Source organism: uncultured Brevundimonas sp. (genome assembly GCF_963975535.1).
Lineage (GTDB): Bacteria > Pseudomonadota > Alphaproteobacteria > Caulobacterales > Caulobacteraceae > Brevundimonas.
Genome location: NZ_CAXBHE010000002.1, coordinates 98,103 through 118,136 on the forward strand (window position 1 = coordinate 98,103; position 20,034 = coordinate 118,136).

Consider the following 20,034-nt stretch of genomic DNA (forward strand, 5'->3'; position numbering starts at 1 on the left):
ACACATCTCCCTTACATGTCGCAAGGGGATAGTTCCCGAAGTATAGACAGGCTGTGGACAGTGATTGCGCCCGACAACCGCCACACGGGTTAACGCTCCCCCTGCCGCGCCAGGGTGATCTTCGGGGAAAAGTGTCAGACGGCCTGTAAGCCGGGTTCTGTCCCCTGGGCCCGGCCGAAGCCGGGCGTCGGGTGACGATCATTCCTCTGGACCCTCCATTGCTGAAGGGTTCTCGCGACCTACCCGGATGCCTCGGGCGGTGAACCCTGCGGCCGAAGCCACGCGACATCCCTATTCGGTCTTGCTCCAGGCGGGGCTTGCCGTGCCGTCGCTGTTACCAGAGACGCGGTGGGCTCTTACCCCACCCTTTCACCCTTACCGGCCTCGCAAGGCCGGAGGTTTGCTTTCTGTGGCGCTATCCCTCGGGTCACCCCGGGCGGGCGTTACCCGCCGCCTTTTCACCGTGGAGCCCGGACTTTCCTCGACAGGGGCAAGCCCCCGCCGCGACCGCCCGGCCGTCTGACAGGGGAGAGATGGGCGTTTCGTCCGGGCACGTCAATCCGGGACGGAATCAGGGCCCGGCATCGGGTTCGAGCGTGGGATCGCCCGAGGCATAGCCGTAAATCCAGAATCCGCGCTCGTCTTCGCGAAAGGGGATATTCAGCCGTATCAGGGTCGACCGCAGCGGCCCGGTGCAATCCTCCACGAGCGTCAGCGGCAGCAGGGCCCCGTCCTGCCGCCACAGGCGCGGGATCAACCTGAGCCATTCGATCGCATAGAAGGGCTCCAGGCATTCGTAACACCAGCAGCCCGGCTGGACCCGCTGGTCAGAGACCCACAGCATTTCGCGGGGATCCAGCACCGCCTGGTATTGATAGGGCGGAGAAAACGGCAGGTCGCGGATCCCGTCGCGCAGTTTGGTCCAGCGCGTCTGGTTCATGACCGAGGCCAGCCCGCGGCGCTCGACCTCGGCCCGGACCTTCTGCCGGTGTTCCCGATCCTGCTGCCGCCGAGCCTCGATGTCCGGACGGTCGACCATGGGGACGCCTAGTTGAGCACGCCGGTCGGGCTCTCGGCGGTGGCCAGCTGCAGCACGCCCATCAGGGTGGCCCGGGTCTCGCCGTCGGCGATGCCGTCGACCCGGGCCGGTCGCCAGTGGCGCTGGAAGGCATCGACCGTCAGCCGGGTATCGTCATCATAGCTGCCGCCGGGCTTCAGACCGTAGCCGAGCCGGTTCAGCCCGGCCCGCATCACGACCACGCCCAGCCCCTCGTCGCCGAGGGTCAGCTCGGGGCCGAGGGCGGCGATGCGCTCGGGCGCAGGCTCGAACCACAGGCCGTGACCGGCCGCCGCCAGGGCCTTCCAGGGAAACAGCTCGCCCGGGTCCTGCTTGCGCGCCGGGGCCAGGTCGGAGTGGGCGATGATGCGGCCGTCGGGGATGGTCCAGCGCGAGCGGACGTCGGCGACCAGGGCGATCACCGCCGCGACCTGGACCTCCGGAAAGGGCCGATAGCCGAACTCATGGCCGGGATTGACGATCTCGATGCCGATCGAGGCGGCGTTGCAGTCGGTCTCGCCCTGCCATTCGCCCTGGCCGGCGTGCCAGGCCCGGCGCTCCTCGGCGACCAGCTTCAGGATCCGGCCATCCTCATCGACCACGTAGTGGGCCGAGACGGCGGCCGCCGGGTCGCGCAGGCGGGCGACGGCCGCCTCGGCGGTCGGCATGCCGGTATAGTGCAGCACCAGAAGGTCCGGTGGTGCGCGGCGATTGTCGAAATTGGGCGACGGCGCGTCACGGATGTCGAGCATGGGCGGGCTTATCGCCCCTGTCGTTCCCAGCCGTAGGCGACCCATTCCCCGTCGACCTTGCGGGCTTCAATCACATCATCGCCGCGACGGTTGTGGCCACCGAACCGGCGGCGCGCGCGAATGGCGAGGCCGGCGAGGAAGATCAGAATGGTTCCGAAGACCGCGATCACGGCCACGGCCACGGCCGTGAATACCGCCAGAATCGCCCCGATGGTCATCGCCGCCAGGGTGGCGATCAGACCGCACAGCCACACCACAGGGGTCAGCAGGCCAGGGGCCCGCCGACGGGATGCGGCCCCCGAAGGGATGAAGCGATCGGTCTCGATCATCGAACAGCCTTTGGAAACACCCCGGGGGGCGTCGGAGGCGCAATGTCGGTCGATATCGCCTCCGGGTCAATGGAAGACACGGTCACAGGCGAGTGTGCATTCCGGCGAGGGCCCCTGTCAGGGCAGCGGCTGCTCGGCCAGGACCGAGGCCCCGGCGCTGCGCATACGGTCAGCCTCGATCCGCTGCAACACGACCCGGGCCTGCGGATCCGCCATCACGCCGCCGATCCCGACCAGCACGCGGGCCGCCTCGCTGGAGACACCAAAGGCCTTGGACAGCGCTTCCCACGGCGATTCCGGCGTCGGATAGCGTTTGAAGCGTACCGCCTCATCGGCCGGGATTTCGGCCAGGCGACGCGCCTGGACGATAGCCTCGTGCAGCCCGCCCAGTTCGTCGACCAGGCCCAGTTCCTTGGCCTGGCGACCGGTCCAGACGCGCCCGCGGGCGATTTCCCGGACCCGGGCCGGTGTCAGCTTGCGACCGGTGGCGACCCGGGCGATGAACTCCTCATAGGTACGGTCGATCGACGCCGAATAGGCGGCCCGCTGCGCCGCGCTGAAGGGCCGGGCCGGCGAGAAGGCGTCGGCATAGTCGCCGCCGACCGACAGGTCGCGAATGTCGACACCGAAACGGCCCAGCGCGTTGGCCAGCACGAATTTGCCGCCGTACACCCCGATCGACCCGGTCAGGGTCGAGGGCTGGGCGACGATGTAGTCGGCCTCCGAACTGATCCAGTAACCGCCCGAGGCGGCATAGGCTCCCATGGACACGACCACAGGCTTGCCCGCGGCCCGGGCGGCGCGAACCGCGGCCAGGATCTGTTCCGAGGCTTCCGGCGAGCCGCCGGGCGAGGAGACGCGGAAGACGATGGCCTTCACGTCCTTGTCCTCGATCGCTTCATAGAGCGCCCCGGCGAGGTCGTCGGAGCGGATCGACGCGCCGCCGCCGAAGCCGCCGCCACTGCCGCTACCGGTCTGGATGGCCCCCTCGCCGCCGACGATGGCGATGGCGTTGCGGCCCGAGCCGCGGCGCTGGCCCTTGGACGAGGCATAGTCACCCAGCTCGACCAGCTGGGCCCCCTTGCCGGCGCGCCGTCTGATCTCGGCCTCGGCCTCCTCGACCTGGCCGATCTTGTCGATCAGCTTGCGCTGCAGGGCCTCGGCCGACGACCACGGGCCGCCCTCGATGGTGGCGCGCAGGGCGACCGGGGTGACCTTGCGATCACTGGCGGCGTTGGCGATGGCGCTGGTGTAGATCGAGGTCATCCACGCCGTCATCGCCTCACGATGAGCCGGGGTGAAGTCGCTCTGGGTGTATTCGTTGACGGCGTTCTTGTACTCGTAGCGCTGCTCGAACTGGGCGTTGACGCCGTATTTGTCGAAGGCGCGGCCGAGGAAGATCTGGTCGGCGGAAAAGCCCGTCAGCTGGAAGCTGGCGGTGTTCTGCATCCACAGTTCGGAGGCCGAGGCCCCGACCATATAGCTGGAAATCGTGGTGCCGACCGGCTGGAAGCCCTGGCTGTGGGCGATCACGACCTTGCCGGCGGCGCGGAAGCGTCGCACGGCCTGACGCACCTCATCGGCGGCGGCCGGGGTCATGCCGGCTTCCGGCAGGCGGATCAGCAGGGCCTTCACGTGACGATCGTCCCCGGCCTGGGCCAGGGTATCGACCACCTCCATCACCGACAGGCCGGATCCGCCGAACACGGCGAACGGATTGGTGGGATCCTGGTCGGTCAGGCCGTCGCGCAGGTCCAGTTCCAGCACTGTATTGGACGCGGTCACCGGGGTCGACGAGGCCGACGACACCGCCGCCGTGATCAGCACCAGCGGGACCACGACCACAAACAGGATGAGGCCGAGGAAAACGCCCAGTACGGTCAGGAAAAACTGTTTCATGAAGGTCGGCAGGTCCGGACGGAACGGACCAGAAAGCGGCCCGACGCGACCATAGAGAGGCAAGCGTTCGCGTCAAATGAACGTATCCCGGTGGGCGAACCGGACTGGCAGGAGAGCCGGGCCCGCCGGTGACGGCGGGCCCGGGCCGGATCAGCGTTCCAGGTCGTAGACGCCGGTGATGTCGATCCGCACCGTCAGTTCACCGGCCGCGACCGGGGTCGAGCCGGAATCCATGGCCATTTCGGCCCGGGCATACATGGGCTGCGGCGGGCGCGGGCTGTAGCCGCCGGACTCGGTCAGGGAGCGGATCCCGCCCAGCGGTACGCCAAGCGCCTGGGCATAGAGGGCGGCCTTGGCCTGCAGGGCGCGAACCGCCAGCTGGCGGGCCCGGTCCTCGGCCGCGCCGGACTCCTTCAGGCCGAAACTGATGCCGTCGATCTGGTTGACGCCGGCGGCCACCACCGCATCGGCGGTCGTGCCGACGCGGGACAGGTCGTTGATCGTGACCGTCACCCGGTTGTTGGCCTGATAGCCGCGCAGCTTGGGCGGCTGGTTCTGGACATAGTCGTACTGGGCCGAGAGGTTCAGCCCCGAGGTCTGGACGTCGCGCTCGGCGATCCCGGCCCGGCGCAGGGCGGCGATGACCTCGTTCATGCGGGCGGCGTTGCTGCGCATGGCCGCAGCGGCGGTCGGGGCCTCGGTCAGAACGCCGAAGGTGATGGTGGCCATGTCGGGTGCCAGACGCACCTCGCCGTGGGCCGACAGGTTCAACGACGGCGGGGCCTGCATCCTGTGCATGCCGGCCATCGAGGTTTCCTGGGCCAGGACGGCCGGTGCGGTCAGGGCGCTGGCGGCCAGTAGAACGGCCCCCAGCGACAGGGAGCGGAAGGATCGGGTCATGTCGGTTGAACTCCGGTAATCAGGCCACGGGACCCGGACGGTGGCGTCGGGCCGTGGCGGAACCTTGGCGGTTGGTCCCTGAACAACGCCCCGGCCGCGGTGGCAGGTTCCGTTCACCGCCGGAAATAATGCCGCCCGACGATGACGCTTGGCAAGCGGAGTGACCGCCTGCTAGGCGAAACCACCGCCCTCGGCGGGCCCGTAGCTCAATGGTTAGAGCCGACCGCTCATAACGGTCTGGTTGGGGGTTCGAGTCCCTCCGGGCCTACCGGGCGCGAACCGCGGCGGCATCAGCGCCGCCAGCCGCCACCGCGACTCCAGCGGTCGTCGCCGGTGTAGCGGTCGTCGTTTACATAGCGCCCGTTGCGGTCGTACCAGCCCTCGCCGCGGCGATAGCTGTCATAGCCGTCCAGCGTGAAGCCGTCGTCCTGGTAGGGCAGACCCAGCAGGCCGTCCTCGTCGTCCCACCAGTCACGCGGATAGGGGCCGTAGACACAGGTCCAGCCGTTGCCCGGATTCCAGTGGGGCTCATAGCGGCCGCGGTAGCGATCGCGGAAGCTGGGCCGGCACAGGGTCTGCGACCAGACGCGGTTGCCGCTGGATTCGACGGTGGCGCGCGGCTCGGCGAAGATCACCTGCTGGACCCCGGCGAAGACATTGTTGGTGACGACCGCATGGCCCGAGGCCGCGGCCACCCCGACCCCGGCGGCCCGGATCCGGCTGTCGGTCAGCTGCAGTTCGCCATTGTAGAGGACGACACCCTTGTCGGAGCGGCCGATCCGGCTGTCGCTCATGGTGACGGAGGCCCCTTCGATGGCCACGCCCTCGACATAGCCGACGATGGCCGTGTTCTCGATCTCGACCCGGCCGTAGTCGCGGCCGGACCGGATGATCAGACCGATCGAGCGGGGCCCGAAGCTGTTGGGCGCGCCGGTGCCCTTGAACGTCGAGGTCGAGACGCGCGAGGTCTGGCCCGCACCCGGGATCAGTTCGAGCCCGGTCTGGGCACCGGTGACGACCAGTTCATAGGCGGTCAGCACGGCCCCGTCGGCAACGATGGCCGGAGCGATGGTCTGGGCGTCGATGATGGCGTTGCGGATATCGACCAGGCCTCCGTCCGCATAGATGGCGGCCTCGTCCCCGGCATGGCGGAAGCCGACCCGGTTCATCACGATCTCGGCGCCGTAGCCGACGATACAGGCGGCATCGCCCGCCTTGGGCGAGGCGAAGACCACATCGCGGATCTCGACCCGGACTCCCTGGGCCACGGTGATGCAGGGCAGCCCGTCCGGAGCCTGCAGGGTCGGCGACGGCGTGCGGTGCCAGTCGCGCGGATCGAAGCCGCCTTCACCGATGATGGTCATCGGCTTGTCGACATTCAGCCAGCCGACACAGGCCCCGGCCCGGGACCGGATGACGAGGGTGCCGCCGGGGCGCACGCGACGCACGGCGTCCTCGACCGCGCCTGAGCCGGGATTGCCGCCGCAGTCGACCAGAACGATCTCCTCGGTCCCCTGGCGACGGAACTCCGGCCGCCAGTCCGGCCGGTGGTCACGCCGATAGTCGTAGCGGCGGTGATGGGTGGAGCGCCCGCGGGTACCACGGGTCGGCGGTGTCAGCAGGATCCCGAAATTGGGGCGGGTCTGGCTCTCGACCCGGGCGGCAACCTGGGCCTGGGCCGCCGACGGCGGGGTCAGGACCACGCCGAGGGCGGCAGCGGCAACGACGGCCAGGCCGGTGATCAGACTGCGGACGGGACGATCGGTCATGGTTCCACGCCCTCCTAGCGGCGCTGCGAGCGGGACACCTGGGCCAGGACGGCCTGCAGGCGGGATGCGGACGGGCCGAACCCGGCCAGGGCGGAATCGATCCGCACCGCGACGGCTGCGGCCTTGTCCTGGTCGGCGACGCCGGAGACGCCGAGCGCGAAATAGGTCGACATCGCGAACTTGGCCTCGGGACTGCCCTGGCGGGCCGCCTCCTCGAACCAGTGGAAGGCGCGGGCGTAGTCGGTCGGCACGCCGATACCCTCGGCGTACATCACGGCCAGGACCAGCTGGGCCTCGGACGAGCCGTTGACCGCGGCCAGTTGCACCGCCCGGACCCGCTCGAGATAGGACAGGCGCGACTCCATCGGATGACCCAGCATGGCCTCCAGCGTCTCGATCTGGCGTTTCGACAGGGCATCGGGGCGGGTCGGGGTCGTCTCGGTCACGCCGAGGTAGCGCAAGGCCCGCCCGACATGGACGAACGGCAGTTCGGTCATCCGGGACAGCGCATATTCATAGGCGTCGCCGCGCGGGCGGCTTTCATCCGAAAACGGGACGCCGGAGGCCGGGGCCGTATTGGGATAGAATTCGAACGGCGGTACCCACTGGCGCGCCTTGGCCTCGACGAAGGCGGCGTAGCGGCTGCGGTTCGGCGACGACCGCTCGAAATCCTTGAGCAGGACATAGGCCCCGACGTCGCCCGTCTGCACCGCCAGATAGTTGTAGAGATAGGCGTCCACATCGTTGCGCTGGAACAGGCTGGTGGCGGCATGCAGGGCACTGGGATCGCGGTCAGGCCCGCTGTCCCTGCCGTCATTGCCCCAGGCCTCGCGACCCTCGCGATTGTCCTGCGGCTCGCCGAACGGGCCGTAGAGGGAATCATGCAGACGGGCCAGGGCGCGATAGCCCTTGGCGTCCTGGGTCGACAGGACATAGATCACCCGGTCTCGCACGGCCTCCTGCTCGGCACGGGTCATCCGCCCCAGCTGGCGATCCAGCCGCTGATAGACGTTGTGACGCTCCCAGGCGCGACAGTCGTCGTAGCGGGACAGCGGCTTCAGGCCGCCGAAGCCCCAGAAGCCGCCGCGGTCGGCGCGATTGATCGGCGCATAACCCTCGTCATTGGCCAGGGCCAACGCCAGCCAGACCGAGCTTTCGATCGGGTCCTCGATGTTCTTGTCGGTCGCCTTCACCGCCGCATAGCGTGACCCCAGCTCCAGCTGGGCGAAGAAATCGCCACGGAATGCGGCCCGGCGCAGGGCCCGCAGACTGGTCTCCTGGGCGTTGAACTCGGCCCCGGTAAAGGCGGCGGGGCGCGGACAGGCGTTGGCCGCACCGCCGTCGGAATCCTGTCGCCAGAACTGCAGGCCGCGATCCCCACAGCTGGCCAGGGTCAGGGCTGCGATCGTCAGCACGCCAATGGCGGCCGCGGCGGCCATCGGGGCGCGGCGACGCCGGGCAGGCGCGGGGTCGTCGTCGAAGCCGTCGCGGTCGCGCATACTCCCCCTCACACGTTGCGGGCCGATCGATCTCCCGATCGACCATTAACCATGTTCACCGGCAATGTGTCCGGCCCGGACACCCGGCTGTCAAGGTTAACGTCGTTTTCCGCCAAAGCGTTGCCGGAGAGTGGGTGATTTTTGTTCGGCGAACGGTTATCCCCAAGATTCAGCTATTTAGCGTTTCCCCGGACAGGGGAATTCGCCCGGTCGCAATGTCGAGCTGGGCCCTCTATATGGCGGTTTCAGCCGGAGTCCGCCCATGTCCTATTCCGCCCGCGACGATCGTCCCGCCGACAAGACCGCCCGCTATGCGGAAGTGCATCAGGAGATCGTCGCCGTGCTCGAGGGCGAGTCTGACCGGGTCGCCAGGATGGCCACGGTCAGCGCCATGCTGGCCGACGCCTTCCCGCAATTCTTCTGGACCGGTTTCTATGTCGTCGATCCGGCGAAGCCCGGTGAACTGGTGGTCGGTCCCTACCAGGGCACGCTGGGCTGCCTGCGGATTCCGTTCGGACGGGGCGTCTGCGGGGCGGTGGCGGCCGCGGGTAAAACCCGGATCGTCGACGACGTCGAGGCCTTCCCGGGTCACATCGCCTGCGATTCCCGCTCGCGCAGCGAAGTGGTCGTCCCGGTGTTCGATGCCGCGGGTACCCTGATCGCGGTGCTCGACGTCGATGCCACCGAGGTCGCCGCCTTCGATGCGGTCGACGCCGCGGCGCTGGAGCGTCTGGTGGCCCAGGTCTTCGCCGCCTGACCTCGGCCTGCTAGACCGTCGCCATGCAGATCGGCGTGGATTTCGGCGGGACCAAGATCGAGGCAGCCGCGCTCGACGCCGACGGCGGCTTCCTCGCCCGTCTGCGTGACCCTACCCCCCGGAACTATGACGCGGCCCTGGCGACCGTCGTCCGACTGGTGGCGCGAATCGAGCGCGACCTCGGCCGCACCGGCTCGGTCGGCCTGGCGGTGCCCGGCTCGGTGTCGCCGACCACGGGACGGATGCGCAACGCCAATTCGACCTGGCTGAACGACCGTCCGTTCCGTGAGGACCTCGAGGCGGCCCTGCGGCGACCGGTGCGGCTGGCCAATGACGCCAACTGCCTGGCCCTGTCCGAAGCCGTCGACGGGGCAGCGACGGGGGGGCGGGTGGTCTTCGCCGTCATCGTCGGCACCGGTTGCGGCGGGGCCCTGGTCGTCGACGGTCGCCTGATCGGGGGGCGCAACGGCCTGACCGGGGAGTGGGGCCACGTCGGCCTGCCCTGGCCCACGACCGCCGAAATGCCCGGCCCGGCCTGCTGGTGCGGACTCAACGGCTGCCTCGAGACCTGGATCTCCGGAACCGGTCTGCAGCGGGACCATGCGACCGTGACCGGCCGGACCCTGGCGGCCGAGGCCATCGTCGCCGCCGCGGACGCGGGCGATGCCGCCGCCACCGCCTCGCTGGATCGCTACACCGATCGCCTCGGCCGCGCCCTGGCCATGGTCGTCAACCTGGTCGATCCCGACGTGGTGGTGATGGGCGGAGGCCTGTCCAATATCGCCGGCCTGTATCCGCGCCTGTCAGAGCGGGTGCCCCGCCATGTCTTCGCCGACGGTATCGACACCCGTATCGTTCCGGCCCGCTGGGGCGATTCCTCGGGCGTTCGCGGCGCGGCGCGACTGTGGCCGGTTGACTGAACCGCCCCCCGGCGCGAGGGAACACTGATGGGAGATCAGACAATGAACGAACGGGTGATCGCGGTCACGGGCGGGCACGGCGAACTGGGCCGGGCGGTGGTCGCCGCCGCCCTTGCGCAGGGCCTGAAGGTCGCCGTCATCGACCACGCGACCGGTCAGCCTGTCCCGCAGGGCGTGCTGGAACTGGGCGGGGTCGACCTGACCGACCCGGTGGCGGCCACCGCGGCGGTCGCGGCCGTGGTCAAGGCATTCAAACGGCTGGACGCGGTGCTGAACATCGCCGGCGGCTTCGTCTGGCAGACCGTGGACGACGACCAACCGGCCTGGGACCGGATGTACGCCCTGAACCTGTCGACCGCCCTCAACACCTGCCGCGCCGCCCTGCCCTATCTGAAACAGTCCGACGCAGGCCGGATCGTCAACGTCGGGGCCAACGGGGCCCTGAAGTCGGCCGCCGGCATGGGGGCCTATGCCGCCTCCAAGTCGGCCGTGCACCGCCTGACCGAAAGCCTGGCCGAAGAGCTGAAATCGACTCCGGTCACCGTCAACGCCGTCCTGCCGTCGATCCTCGACACCCCCCAGAACCGCAAGGACATGCCCGACGCCGATCCCGCCCAGTGGGTCGCCCCGGCCGATCTGGCCGCCGTCATGCTGTTCCTGGCCTCGCCGCAGGCCAGAGCGATCACCGGTGCGCTGATCCCCGTGACCGGACGGGTGTGATGACCGGGGGGCTGGTCCGCAGCGTCCTGTTCATGCCGGCCTCGAACCCGCGCGCCGTCGCCAAGGCCCGCACCCTGGCCTGCGACGTAGCGGTGCTGGACCTCGAGGATGCCGTCGCCCCGGACATGAAGGCCGAAGCCCGCGCCGCCGCGGTCGAGGCCGTGCGCGGCGGCGGCTTCGGACCGCAGCTGGCCGTGCGGGTCAATGCGCTGGATACCCCCTGGGGCAGCGACGACCTCGACGCCCTGGCCGGAACCGCGGTCCAGATCGTCGTGGCCCCCAAGGTCGAGGATGCCCGCGACGTCGCCGAACTGGGCGGCCGCCTGCCGGTCGGCGCGGCGCTGTGGGCCATGATCGAAACCCCGCGCGCCCTGTTCAACCTGGATGCCCTGTGCAGCGTCGGTGGGCCGCTCGCGGCCCTGATGTTCGGCACCAATGACCTGTCCGCCGCCCTCGGCTGCCAGTCCGCCCCGGACCGGGAGCCGCTGAAGCCGTGGCTCGCGGCGACCGTGGCCGCCGCGCGGGCCCACCGGCTGCAGGTGATCGACGGCGTGTTCAACCGGCTGGACGACGCGGACGGCTTCGCCGCTGAATGCGGCCAGGGCCGACGGTATGGGTTCGACGGCAAGAGCCTGATCCATCCCGGCCAGATCGCCGTCGCCAACACGACCTTCTGCCCGACCGACGACGAGGTGGCGCATGCCATGGCCCTGGTCGCCGCCTTCGCCGATCCGGCCGCGGCCGGGCGCGGCGCGATCCGCGTCGGCGACGGCATGGTCGAGCGGCTGCACCTGACCGCCGCCGAGGCCCTGCTGCGGCGGCACGACGCCTGCGCGCGCACGCCCGATTGATGGACGGCGACACACCCGTCCCGGCCTGGGCCTGCGCGCCGGGACTGCTGGCCCTGCCGCATCTGAACGCCTTCCTGCCGGAGTACGCACCGCGCCTGCTGCCCGGACCGGATGTTCGGGCGGTGCTGGGATGGGGTCGCCGGCCGACGACCCGGGCGGGCCGGCTGTGGGGACGGGTGACCGGTCATCCCTATGTCGCGCTGGAAGACGGCTTCCTGCGGTCGGTCGGGCTGGGCGAGGCCGGGGCGGCCAGCCTGAGCCTGATCGTCGACGACCTCGGCGTCTATTATGACGCCACCCGCCCGTCGCGCCTGGAGCGGACCCTGGTCGAGGCCCCCGACTGGTGCGACGCGGCCATGCGCGCCCGGGCCCGGGCCCTGATCGACGGCATCGTCGCCGCCGGCCTGTCGCGAACCAATATGGGCGGTCCGCTGGACCGGTCGATCCTCCGGCCCGGTCCCCGGGTCCTGGTGGTCGACCAGACCGACGGCGACGCCTCGATCCGCTACGGCATGGCTCCGCCGGACGCCTTCGCCGCGATGATGACCGCCGCCCGGGCCGACCATCCCGACGCCCAGTTGATCGTCAAGCGCCATCCGGCCGTGGCTGCGGGTCTCAAGGCCGGCTGTATCGACGACGCAGACCTGGCCGGGGTTACCCTGGTCAACACCGACGTGCGCCCCGCCGACCTGCTGGCCGAGGTCGATGCCGTCTATACGGTCACCAGCGGCCTCGGCTTCGAGGCCCTGCTGCGCGACAAGGCCGTCACCTGTTTCGGAGCCCCCTTCTATGCGGGCTGGGGCCTGACCACCGACACGGTGTCGGTGGTCCGTCGTGGTGTGGCGCGCGACATCGAGACCCTGGCCGCCGCGGCCCTGATCGTCTGCAGCCGCTATGTCGACCCGGTCACCGGCCGCCGCTGCGAGGCCGAGCAGGCCGTGGCCCGACTGATCGCCCTGCGGGCCCGGGCCGGGCGGCTGAGAGGCTATTGGGCCGGCGTCGGCTTCGCCCCGGCCAAGCGCCCCGCGATCCGGCGCCTCCTCAACGCCCCGACCGCCCGACTCCGCTATTTTGACACGGCCGGTGCCGCCGTGGCCGCCGCCGGGGCGAACGGGGGGCGTCTGCTGTGGTGGGCGGGCAAGGAAACCGCTGCGATCCGGAAGGCGGCGGCGGGATTCGACGGCCCGACCGTGCGGATGGAGGACGGTTTCATCCGCTCGCACGGGCTGGGTTCCAACTTCATCGGAGCCCTGTCGACGGTGCTGGACGACCAGGGCATCTATTATGATCCCGCCGGGCCGTCGCGGCTGGAGACCCTGATCCAGACGGGGAAACCTTCGGCCGAGGCACTGGCCCGCGCCGCGACCCTGCGTGAACGGATCGTCGGGGGCGGCCTGTCGAAATACAATCTGCAAGGCGCGACGCCGCCGGACTGGCCGTCGAACCGGGAGCGGGTGTTGATCGTGGGCCAGGTCGAGAACGATCGGTCGGTCCTGCTGGGTTGCGGCGATGTCCGCACCAATGCCGGCCTGATCGCGGCGGCCCGGGCGGACCATCCCGACGCCTTCCTGATCTGGAAGGGGCACCCGGACGTGCTGGCCGGAAACCGGCCCGGGGTTGTCGACGACGACACCCTCGCGGCTGTCGACGCCGTGGCCGACACCCTGGACATCGGGGCCTGTCTGGAGGCGTGCGACCTCGTGGTGACCCTGACCTCCCTGACCGGTTTCGAGGCCTTGCTGCGCGGGCGGCGGGTAATTACCCATGGCCGCCCCTTCTATGCGGGATGGGGCCTGACCGAGGACCGCCTGCCCCTGCCCCGCCGCACCGCGCGCCCCACGCTGGACGCCCTGGTCGTCGCCACGCTGCTGGACTATCCCCTCTACGTCACGCCCGGCGGATGGCCATGCGAGGCAGAGGACCTGGTCGAGGCGTTGATCATGGCCCGGGTCGAGGGCGAGGCGGCCCGCCCCGGTCGCATCGGCCGCTGGGCCACCGGACTGACGGCGAGTCTCGACCGCGCGCCGCCACCGGCCTATTGAGGGCGTTCGCCAACGCAACGGACCTGCCAGTGACCCACGCTGTTATCGCCGCCACCGGCCTGTTCACGCCGGAACAGTCCATTTCGAACGCCGAGCTTGTCACGGCCTACAACACCTGGGCCGAGGGCTGGAACGCCGAGCATTCGGCCCAGATCGCGGAAGGCGATGTTCAGGCCCTGACCCCGTCGTCGGTCGAATTCATCGAGAAGGCCTCCGGCATCAAGAGCCGGTTCGTGATGGACAAGGCCGGGATCGTCGATCCCGCCCGCATGGCACCCAACCTGCCCGAACGCTCGAATGACGAGCTGTCGCTGATGGCCGAGATGTCGGTCGCCGCCGCCCGCGAGGCGATCGCCGCCTGGGGCAAGCCGGTCAGTGAGATCGGGGCGGTGATCTGCGCCGCCTCGAACATGCCGCGCCCCTATCCGGCCCTGGCGGTCGAGGTGCAGCAGGCCCTGGGCATCGACGGCTTCGCCTTCGACATGAATGTCGCCTGTTCCTCGGCCACCTTCGGCATCAAGACGGCGGCGGACTTCATCGCCTCCGGCTCGGTCGGGGCGGTGCTGATGATCAACCCGGAAATCTGCTCGGCCCACCTCAATTTCAAGGATCGCGACAGCCATTTCATCTTCGGCGACGTGGCCACCGCGGTGATCGTCGAATCCTCGGACCGGGCGGGCCCGGGCGGCTGGGATGTGCTGGGCACGCGGCTGAAGACGGTCTTCTCCAACAACATCCGCAACAATTTCGGCTTCCTCAACCGGGCAGCCGAGACGACCGAGGCGTTGGCCGCCCCGGCCTCAAGTAGCGAAGCGGTAGGCCAAACAGACAAACTTTTCGTCCAGCAAGGACGAAAAGTGTTCAAGGATGTGGTGCCGATGGTCTCGGAGATGATCGTCGACCACGCCGGGGACCTCGGTCTCGACCCGCAGGCATTGAAGCGGATGTGGCTGCATCAGGCCAACATCAACATGAATCAGTTCATCGGCCGCAAGGTGCTGGGCCGCGAGCCGACGCCCGAGGAGAACGTCATCGTCCTCGACGAATACGCCAACACCTCCTCGGCCGGCTCGATCATCGCCTTCCACCTGCGACACGAGGACATGGCCGCCGGCGATACCGGGCTGATCTGCAGTTTCGGTGCCGGCTATTCGGCCGGCACCGTCTTCGTCAGGAAACGGGCGTAGCCGCAGACCCGTCCGCCTCGGGAGCCGGCGCTTCCGGCGGATGGGCCGCCTTCCATTCCATCGCCCGGCGGACCCGGTTCTCGACCGACGGGTGATCGTAGAACAGGAATTCCTCCAGCGCCGACGGCGACGGGGCCCGGTATTCGGCCGTCTTGATCAAGGCCTTGGCCAGACCGTCGGGCTCATTGGCATGGATCAGGGAGAAATGGTCCGCATCCTCCTCGATGGAGCGGATCAGGGTGCTGGTGACCGGCGTGGCCAGCACGCCCAGGACGGCGAGCACCGCCGCCAGGACCGGCAGGCCGGTGGGGTCGGCGATATCACCGACCCGTTTGGCCCCCAGCAGACGCCGCGCCAGCGGATAGAGCCGGTCGGCGAGGAAGAAGCTGAGCATCGCCAGGACGACCATGGCTCCGGTCAGCCACAGCGAGTGCATATGCACATAGTGGCCCATCTCATGACCGACGACACCGCGCACCTCGCTCAGGTCCGCGCCCTTGTTGAACATCACGTCGCTCATCGCCACCCGGGCCGAACCGCCGAGACCGGAGACATTGGCCGTGTAGCGGTCGGACTGCCTTGACCCGTCGTAGATGAAGATCTTGTCGTCGGGCGTGCCGGTCTTGTGGGCCAGCTCGACCACGGCGTCGCGGACCCGTCCCTCGGGGGCGGGGGTGTAGGTGTTGAACAGCGGCTCGATGAAGATCGGAGCCACCAGCAGCATGAAGATCACGGCCACGCCGGCCAGTCCGCCGCCCCACACCCACCAGGCCCGGCCGGTACGCCGGATCAGGAAATAGAGGGCGACGATCAGCAACCCGCCGAACACGACCGAAATTCCGGTCGCCATCACGGCCTCGGTCAGCCAGCCGGCAAATGGCTGTTCCGTCAGGCCATAGCTCTTCTCGCGCCACCAGTTCTGGTAGATCGACCAGGGCAGGGTCAGGACGAAGCTCATCAACAGATAGACCACGCCCACGACCAGCGAGACCAGTTTCGGTCGCGGCTTGCGCCGTTCCAGCCGGTCACGGATCGCGGTCAGCCAGCCGGTCCGGATGATGATCCAGGCTACGGCGATTGAGACCATCAGGCCCCAGAGCAGCAGCCAGTGCCCGCCCTGGGTATAGGCCACGGCGCGGGCCGTTTCCTCGGGCGACAGGGTCGCCAACCATTGCGCCGTCGCGGCGGCCGGATCGAATGTCGTCATGGTCTTCCCCCGTTTGCCGGACAAGTGACGCGCACCCCGACGCCCTGTCAGGTTAAATCCTTGTCATGTCCGTGACTCGCCCCGATCACGAATCCGCGCTGACGCTTGCACCAATGGCGAGATTTTGCGAGGCGTCTGCGGTGTGAAGAAGGGAGAACAGTCCGCATGACCCAGACCGCCAATCCCTGGGAACCCAGGCTGGAACCCCTCGCCCAGGATGTTGCCACCGTGCTCAGAAGCATGGGCGGGTCGGCCCATCAGACGGTGGTCGTGGACTGCGTCGCGGCGATGAAGCGCCAGCGGGGCGAGGTCATCACCCAGGACCTGGCCGTGATGATCGTCGAAGTGTTTGAACGCTATCGCGATCTGTTCTTCAAGCCGTTCGGAGAGGGCTCGATGCGATGGGCCCTGGCACCGGGCGCGGCCTGAAACCGGCCGCACCGCCACAAAAAAAGGCGCGCCCCTCACGGAGCGCGCCTTCTTTATATCGGGCTTCTGAAACCTAGAAGCGGCGAACGTAGCTGACCGAATAGACGTCGGCTTCACCGCCGTCGTTGGTGAAGTCACGGCGGGTCCAGTCGGCGCGGACGCCGTTCTGGGCGTCGAGGTAGTAGTTGGCACCGACACCGTAGTTCCAGCTCTCGTTGCTGTCGGTGTTGCTGATGCCGCCGCTCGAGGCCTTCAGCTCGGTCGTGCCGAAGCCGGCGCGGGCGAACAGGTCGAAGTTGGCGTTCACCGGCAGGGTGGCGACGCCATAGACGGCGACGTCATAGTTTTCCTCGACCTTGATCTCGGAGGCACCGACCCGGAAGGTGTCGCTGCCGACGCCAAACGAGGCTTCAGCCTCGGCACCGAGATTGGGCGTGAACTTGGCACCGAAACGACCGGTCACGGCGCCGACGTCGGCACCGTCGGCGTCCATCTGGCTGTAGCCCAGGGTACCGTAGTAGGTCGGCGAAGTAACGGTTTGAGCCATGGCCGGTGCAGCCATGAGGGCCAGAGCGGCGGAAGCGAGGAGGATGTTACGCATGTATCTGTCTTTCCTAGATGCGGTGACCTGATCGGCCACCTGCCCCATCCAGCGAAAGCTCAAATGGGCAGCATCCACGGCAGTTCCATGGCCGGTTTATTACGAAAGTCTAACCGTGGAATAAAGGACACAGACGGCGATACGCCAACCATGACTTAATCTTGACCAACGATTACTCTGACGTCATCCGGGTTAACAGGCAGGCCCGTGGCCACAGCCGACAGCGCCCCCACCCGGTCAGGCAAGGGGCCGCCGTTGTCCGGACTAGCGGTCGGTTTCGCGGGCCTCTTCGCCGCGCGCCACCAGGGCGGCCTGGGCCGCGGCCAGCCGGGCGATCGGCACGCGGTAGGGCGAGCAGCTGACGTAGTCGAGCCCCAGGGTCTCGCAGAAGGCGATCGAGGCGGGATCGCCCCCGTGCTCGCCGCAGATGCCGATCTTCATGTCAGGGCTGACCGCACGACCGCGCTCGGCGGCGATCCGGATCAGGTCGCCGACACCGTCCTGGTCGAGCCGCACAAACGGGTCGGCCTCGAAGATGCCCTTGTCCATATAGGCCTGCAGGAAGTTGGCGGAATCGTCCCGGCTGATGCCAAAGGTGGTCTGGGTCAGGTCGTTGGTGCCGAACGAGAAGAATTCGGCATATTCGGCCAGGTCTCCGGCGCGCAGGGCGGCGCGGGGCAGTTCGATCATGGTGCCGACCAGATAGTCGACCCGGTCCCCGGCCTCGGCGAACACGGCCTCGGCGGTGCGGTCGGTCAGCTCGCGCAGGTATTTCATCTCCAGACCCATGGCGACCAGCGGGTGCATGATCTCCGGGATCGGGGCCTCGGCCGCGGTTTTCTTGACCTCCAGGGCCGCCTCGAGAATGGCGCGCACCTGCATTTCGTAGATCTCGGGATAGGCCACGCCCAGACGGCAGCCGCGGTGGCCCAGCATGGGGTTGGTCTCGTGCAGCTCGCGGGCCCGGCGCTTCAGCTTGGCGGCGTCGAGACCGGAGGTCGCGGCCAGGGCGTCGATGTCCGCGTCGTGGTGCGGAATGAACTCGTGCAGCGGCGGGTCGAGCAGGCGGACGGTCACCGGCAGGCCGGCCATGATCTCGAACAGTTCGACGAAATCGGCCTTCTGGAACGGGGCGATCTTGGCCAGGGCCAGGCGGCGGCCCTTTTCGTCGTCGGCCAGGATCATCTCGCGCACGGCGGCGATGCGGGCGTCGTCGAAGAACATGTGTTCCGTGCGGCACAGGCCGATGCCCTCGGCCCCGAAGCCGCGCGCGGTGCGGGCGTCCAGCGGGGTCTCGGCGTTGGCGCGGACCTTCAGGCGGCGAACCTGGTCGGCCCAGCCCATCAGGGTCTGGAAGTCGCCGGTCAGTTCGGGCTCGATCATGTCGACGGCCCCGTCGAGGACCTCGCCCTTCGAGCCGTCGATGGTGATCACCTCGCCGGCCCTGAAGGTGCGACCGCGGGCCGTGAAGGTGCCGGCGCGCTCATCGATCGAGATTTCCCCGGCCCCCGAGACGCAGGGCCGGCCCATGCCGCGCGCCACCACGGCGGCGTGGCTGGTCATGCCGCCGCGCGCGGTGACGATGCCCCGGGCGGCATGCATGCCGCGGATGTCCTCGGGGCTGGTTTCCTCGCGCACCAGGATGACGGCGTCGCCCAGCTGGCTCATGCGCTCGGCCTCGTCGGCGTCGAACACGATCTTGCCGGTGGCGGCCCCGGGCGAGGCCGGCAGGCCGGTGGCGACGACATGACGGACGGCGTTCGGGTCCAGGGCCGGATGCAGCAGCTGGTCGAGGGCGGACGGATCGACCCGGCTGATGGCCTCGTCGCGACTGATGACCCCCTCGGCCGCCAGATCGACGGCGATCTTCAGGGCCGACTTGCCGGTGCGCTTGCCGTTACGGGTCTGCAGCATCCAGAGGCGGCCCTGTTCGACCGTGAACTCGATGTCCTGCATGTCGCGATAGTGGGTCTCGAGCTTGCCGATGACCCCGACGAATTCGGCGAACACCGCCGGCATCGCCTCCTCCATCGACAGGGCCGTCTCGCCCATCTCCTCGCGGCCCGCCCTGGTCAGGGACTGGGGCGTACGGATGCCGGCGACGACGTCCTCGCCCTGGGCGTTGATCAGGAATTCGCCGTACAGACGGGCTTCACCGGTCGATGGATTGCGGGTGAAGGCCACGCCGGTGGCCGAGGTCTGGCCCATATTGCCGAACACCATCGACTGGATGTTGACGGCGGTGCCCCAGCTCTCGGGGATGTCATGCATGCGGCGATAGAATTTGGCGCGTTCGTTCATCCAGCTGTCGAACACCGCCGAGATCGCGCCCCACAGCTGGTCCTGCGGATCCTGCGGGAAGGGATGGCCCAGCCGGTCCTCGACCACAGCCTTGTATTCGGTGACGACCTTTTCCCAGTCGCCGGCGCTCAGGTCGGTGTCGATGGTGACGCCGAGACGGTCCTTGTGGTCGTCCAGGACCTCCTCGAAGTCGTCATGGCTCAGACCCAGCACGACGTTCGAATACATGGTGATGAAGCGGCGATAGCTGTCGAAGGCGAAGCGGCGGTCGCCGGACAGGGCGGCCAGGCCCTCGACGGTTTCATCGTTGAGGCCGAGATTCAGGACCGTGTCCATCATCCCGGGCATCGAGGCGCGGGCCCCGGAGCGAACGCTGACCAGCAGGGGGTTGGCGGCGTCCCCGAAGGTCTTGCCGGTGATCTGCTCGACCTTCTCCAGTCCCGCCCGGACCTGTCCGGCCAGGGCGTCGGGATAGGTCTGGCCCTTGCTGAAATAGTGGACGCAGGCCTCGGTGGTGATGGTGAAGCCCGGCGGCACCGGCAGGCCCAGCGAGGACATCTCGGCGAGGTTGGCCCCCTTGCCACCGAGAAGGTTCTTCATCGATGAGGATCCGTCGGCCGAGCCGCCGCCGAAACCGTACACCCACTGAGTCATATCCAGCCCCTGAGCCGTGGTCCGTCAAAGGCGGAGCCGGAAGGCCCGCCCGTCCCGGCCTGACTAGCGTGCTGCGTCCGCGAAGGCGAGGCCGGGCTTGCAACAAAGCGTGAGCCCGGGTGCCGTTCCGGAAAAGCGCCCCGGCCGACCCGCTGCGGGT

The 20,034-nt window shown here is 68.8% G+C and carries 17 protein-coding genes, 1 tRNA gene and 1 other RNA gene; 8 read left to right on the forward strand and 11 right to left on the reverse strand.

Annotation, left to right across the window (positions count from 1 at the left end):
* Positions 1-130: 130 nt before the first annotated feature.
* The 6 genes from rnpB to AACZ75_RS02780 form a co-directional block, all read right to left on the reverse strand.
* Positions 131-523, reverse strand: an RNA gene (rnpB, locus tag AACZ75_RS02755) — RNase P RNA component class A.
* A 48-nt stretch (positions 524-571) separates the two neighbouring features.
* Entirely contained in the window at positions 572-1,039 is a 468-nt protein-coding gene (locus AACZ75_RS02760) for a DUF6678 family protein (protein ID WP_339871105.1), read from the reverse strand.
* Between the two features lie 8 nt (positions 1,040-1,047).
* Entirely contained in the window at positions 1,048-1,809 is a 762-nt protein-coding gene (locus tag AACZ75_RS02765) for an N-acetylmuramoyl-L-alanine amidase (RefSeq protein ID WP_339871106.1), read from the reverse strand.
* Between the two features lie 8 nt (positions 1,810-1,817).
* The gene (locus tag AACZ75_RS02770; RefSeq protein ID WP_339871107.1) at positions 1,818-2,138 is read right to left on the reverse strand and encodes a hypothetical protein; all 321 of its coding nucleotides are present in this window, start codon (positions 2,136-2,138) and stop codon (positions 1,818-1,820) included.
* Positions 2,139-2,255: 117 nt separating this feature from the next.
* Positions 2,256-4,037, reverse strand: coding sequence for a signal peptide peptidase SppA (sppA, locus tag AACZ75_RS02775; protein ID WP_339871109.1), 1,782 nt, complete (start codon positions 4,035-4,037; stop codon positions 2,256-2,258).
* A 150-nt stretch (positions 4,038-4,187) separates the two neighbouring features.
* Positions 4,188-4,937 carry an SIMPL domain-containing protein gene (locus tag AACZ75_RS02780; RefSeq protein WP_339871110.1) on the reverse strand — a complete coding sequence of 250 codons (750 nt, stop codon included), beginning with the start codon at positions 4,935-4,937 and terminating at the stop codon, positions 4,188-4,190.
* A 195-nt stretch (positions 4,938-5,132) separates the two neighbouring features.
* Between AACZ75_RS02780 and AACZ75_RS02785 the strand changes: the two genes are divergently transcribed.
* Positions 5,133-5,205: transfer RNA gene (locus tag AACZ75_RS02785), tRNA-Ile, on the forward strand.
* A 22-nt stretch (positions 5,206-5,227) separates the two neighbouring features.
* On the opposite strand, the gene AACZ75_RS02790 is transcribed toward AACZ75_RS02785, so the two are convergent.
* Together AACZ75_RS02790 and AACZ75_RS02795 are read right to left on the reverse strand one after the other, a co-directional pair.
* The gene (locus AACZ75_RS02790; protein ID WP_339871111.1) at positions 5,228-6,706 is read right to left on the reverse strand and encodes a right-handed parallel beta-helix repeat-containing protein; all 1,479 of its coding nucleotides are present in this window, start codon (positions 6,704-6,706) and stop codon (positions 5,228-5,230) included.
* 14 nt (positions 6,707-6,720) lie between these two features.
* Positions 6,721-8,205: a tetratricopeptide repeat protein gene (locus AACZ75_RS02795; RefSeq protein ID WP_339871113.1), complete on the reverse strand. Its 1,485-nt coding sequence runs from the start codon at positions 8,203-8,205 to the stop codon at positions 6,721-6,723.
* Positions 8,206-8,467: 262 nt separating this feature from the next.
* On the opposite strand from AACZ75_RS02795, the gene AACZ75_RS02800 reads away from it, so the two are divergent.
* From AACZ75_RS02800 to AACZ75_RS02825, 6 genes are read left to right on the forward strand one after another with little or no spacing between them, the layout of a single operon-like run.
* Positions 8,468-8,962 carry a GAF domain-containing protein gene (locus AACZ75_RS02800; protein ID WP_339871114.1) on the forward strand — a complete coding sequence of 165 codons (495 nt, stop codon included), beginning with the start codon at positions 8,468-8,470 and terminating at the stop codon, positions 8,960-8,962.
* 23 nt (positions 8,963-8,985) lie between these two features.
* Positions 8,986-9,882 (forward strand): ROK family protein, encoded by an 897-nt coding sequence (locus AACZ75_RS02805; protein WP_339871115.1) that lies wholly within the window; start codon positions 8,986-8,988, stop codon positions 9,880-9,882.
* Between the two features lie 42 nt (positions 9,883-9,924).
* Entirely contained in the window at positions 9,925-10,602 is a 678-nt protein-coding gene (locus AACZ75_RS02810; protein ID WP_339871116.1) for an SDR family NAD(P)-dependent oxidoreductase, read from the forward strand.
* On the forward strand, positions 10,602-11,453 hold the full coding sequence (locus AACZ75_RS02815; protein ID WP_339871117.1) for a CoA ester lyase: 852 nt from the start codon (positions 10,602-10,604) through the stop codon (positions 11,451-11,453). Before AACZ75_RS02810 ends, AACZ75_RS02815 begins: the two co-directional genes overlap by 1 nt.
* Positions 11,453-13,495 (forward strand): capsular polysaccharide biosynthesis protein, encoded by a 2,043-nt coding sequence (locus tag AACZ75_RS02820; RefSeq protein ID WP_339871118.1) that lies wholly within the window; start codon positions 11,453-11,455, stop codon positions 13,493-13,495. The genes AACZ75_RS02815 and AACZ75_RS02820 overlap by 1 nt, the downstream gene beginning before the upstream one ends.
* Positions 13,496-13,524: 29 nt before the next feature.
* Positions 13,525-14,682: a beta-ketoacyl-ACP synthase III gene (locus tag AACZ75_RS02825; RefSeq protein ID WP_339871119.1), complete on the forward strand. Its 1,158-nt coding sequence runs from the start codon at positions 13,525-13,527 to the stop codon at positions 14,680-14,682.
* On the opposite strand, the gene AACZ75_RS02830 is transcribed toward AACZ75_RS02825, so the two are convergent.
* Positions 14,666-15,889 carry a M48 family metallopeptidase gene (locus tag AACZ75_RS02830; protein ID WP_339871121.1) on the reverse strand — a complete coding sequence of 408 codons (1,224 nt, stop codon included), beginning with the start codon at positions 15,887-15,889 and terminating at the stop codon, positions 14,666-14,668. The genes AACZ75_RS02825 and AACZ75_RS02830 overlap by 17 nt on opposite strands.
* 165 nt (positions 15,890-16,054) lie before the next feature.
* On the opposite strand from AACZ75_RS02830, the gene AACZ75_RS02835 reads away from it, so the two are divergent.
* Complete coding sequence (locus AACZ75_RS02835; protein WP_339871122.1) at positions 16,055-16,318, forward strand: hypothetical protein; 264 nt, start codon at positions 16,055-16,057, stop codon at positions 16,316-16,318.
* A gap of 73 nt (positions 16,319-16,391) precedes the next feature.
* Here AACZ75_RS02835 and AACZ75_RS02840 read toward each other — a convergent pair whose 3' ends face one another.
* Positions 16,392-16,919: a porin family protein gene (locus AACZ75_RS02840; protein WP_339871124.1), complete on the reverse strand. Its 528-nt coding sequence runs from the start codon at positions 16,917-16,919 to the stop codon at positions 16,392-16,394.
* 264 nt (positions 16,920-17,183) lie between these two features.
* Positions 17,184-19,874, reverse strand: a complete 2,691-nt coding sequence (ppdK, locus tag AACZ75_RS02845) for a pyruvate, phosphate dikinase (protein ID WP_339871126.1) — start codon at positions 19,872-19,874, stop codon at positions 17,184-17,186.
* Positions 19,875-20,034: the final 160 nt, after the last annotated feature.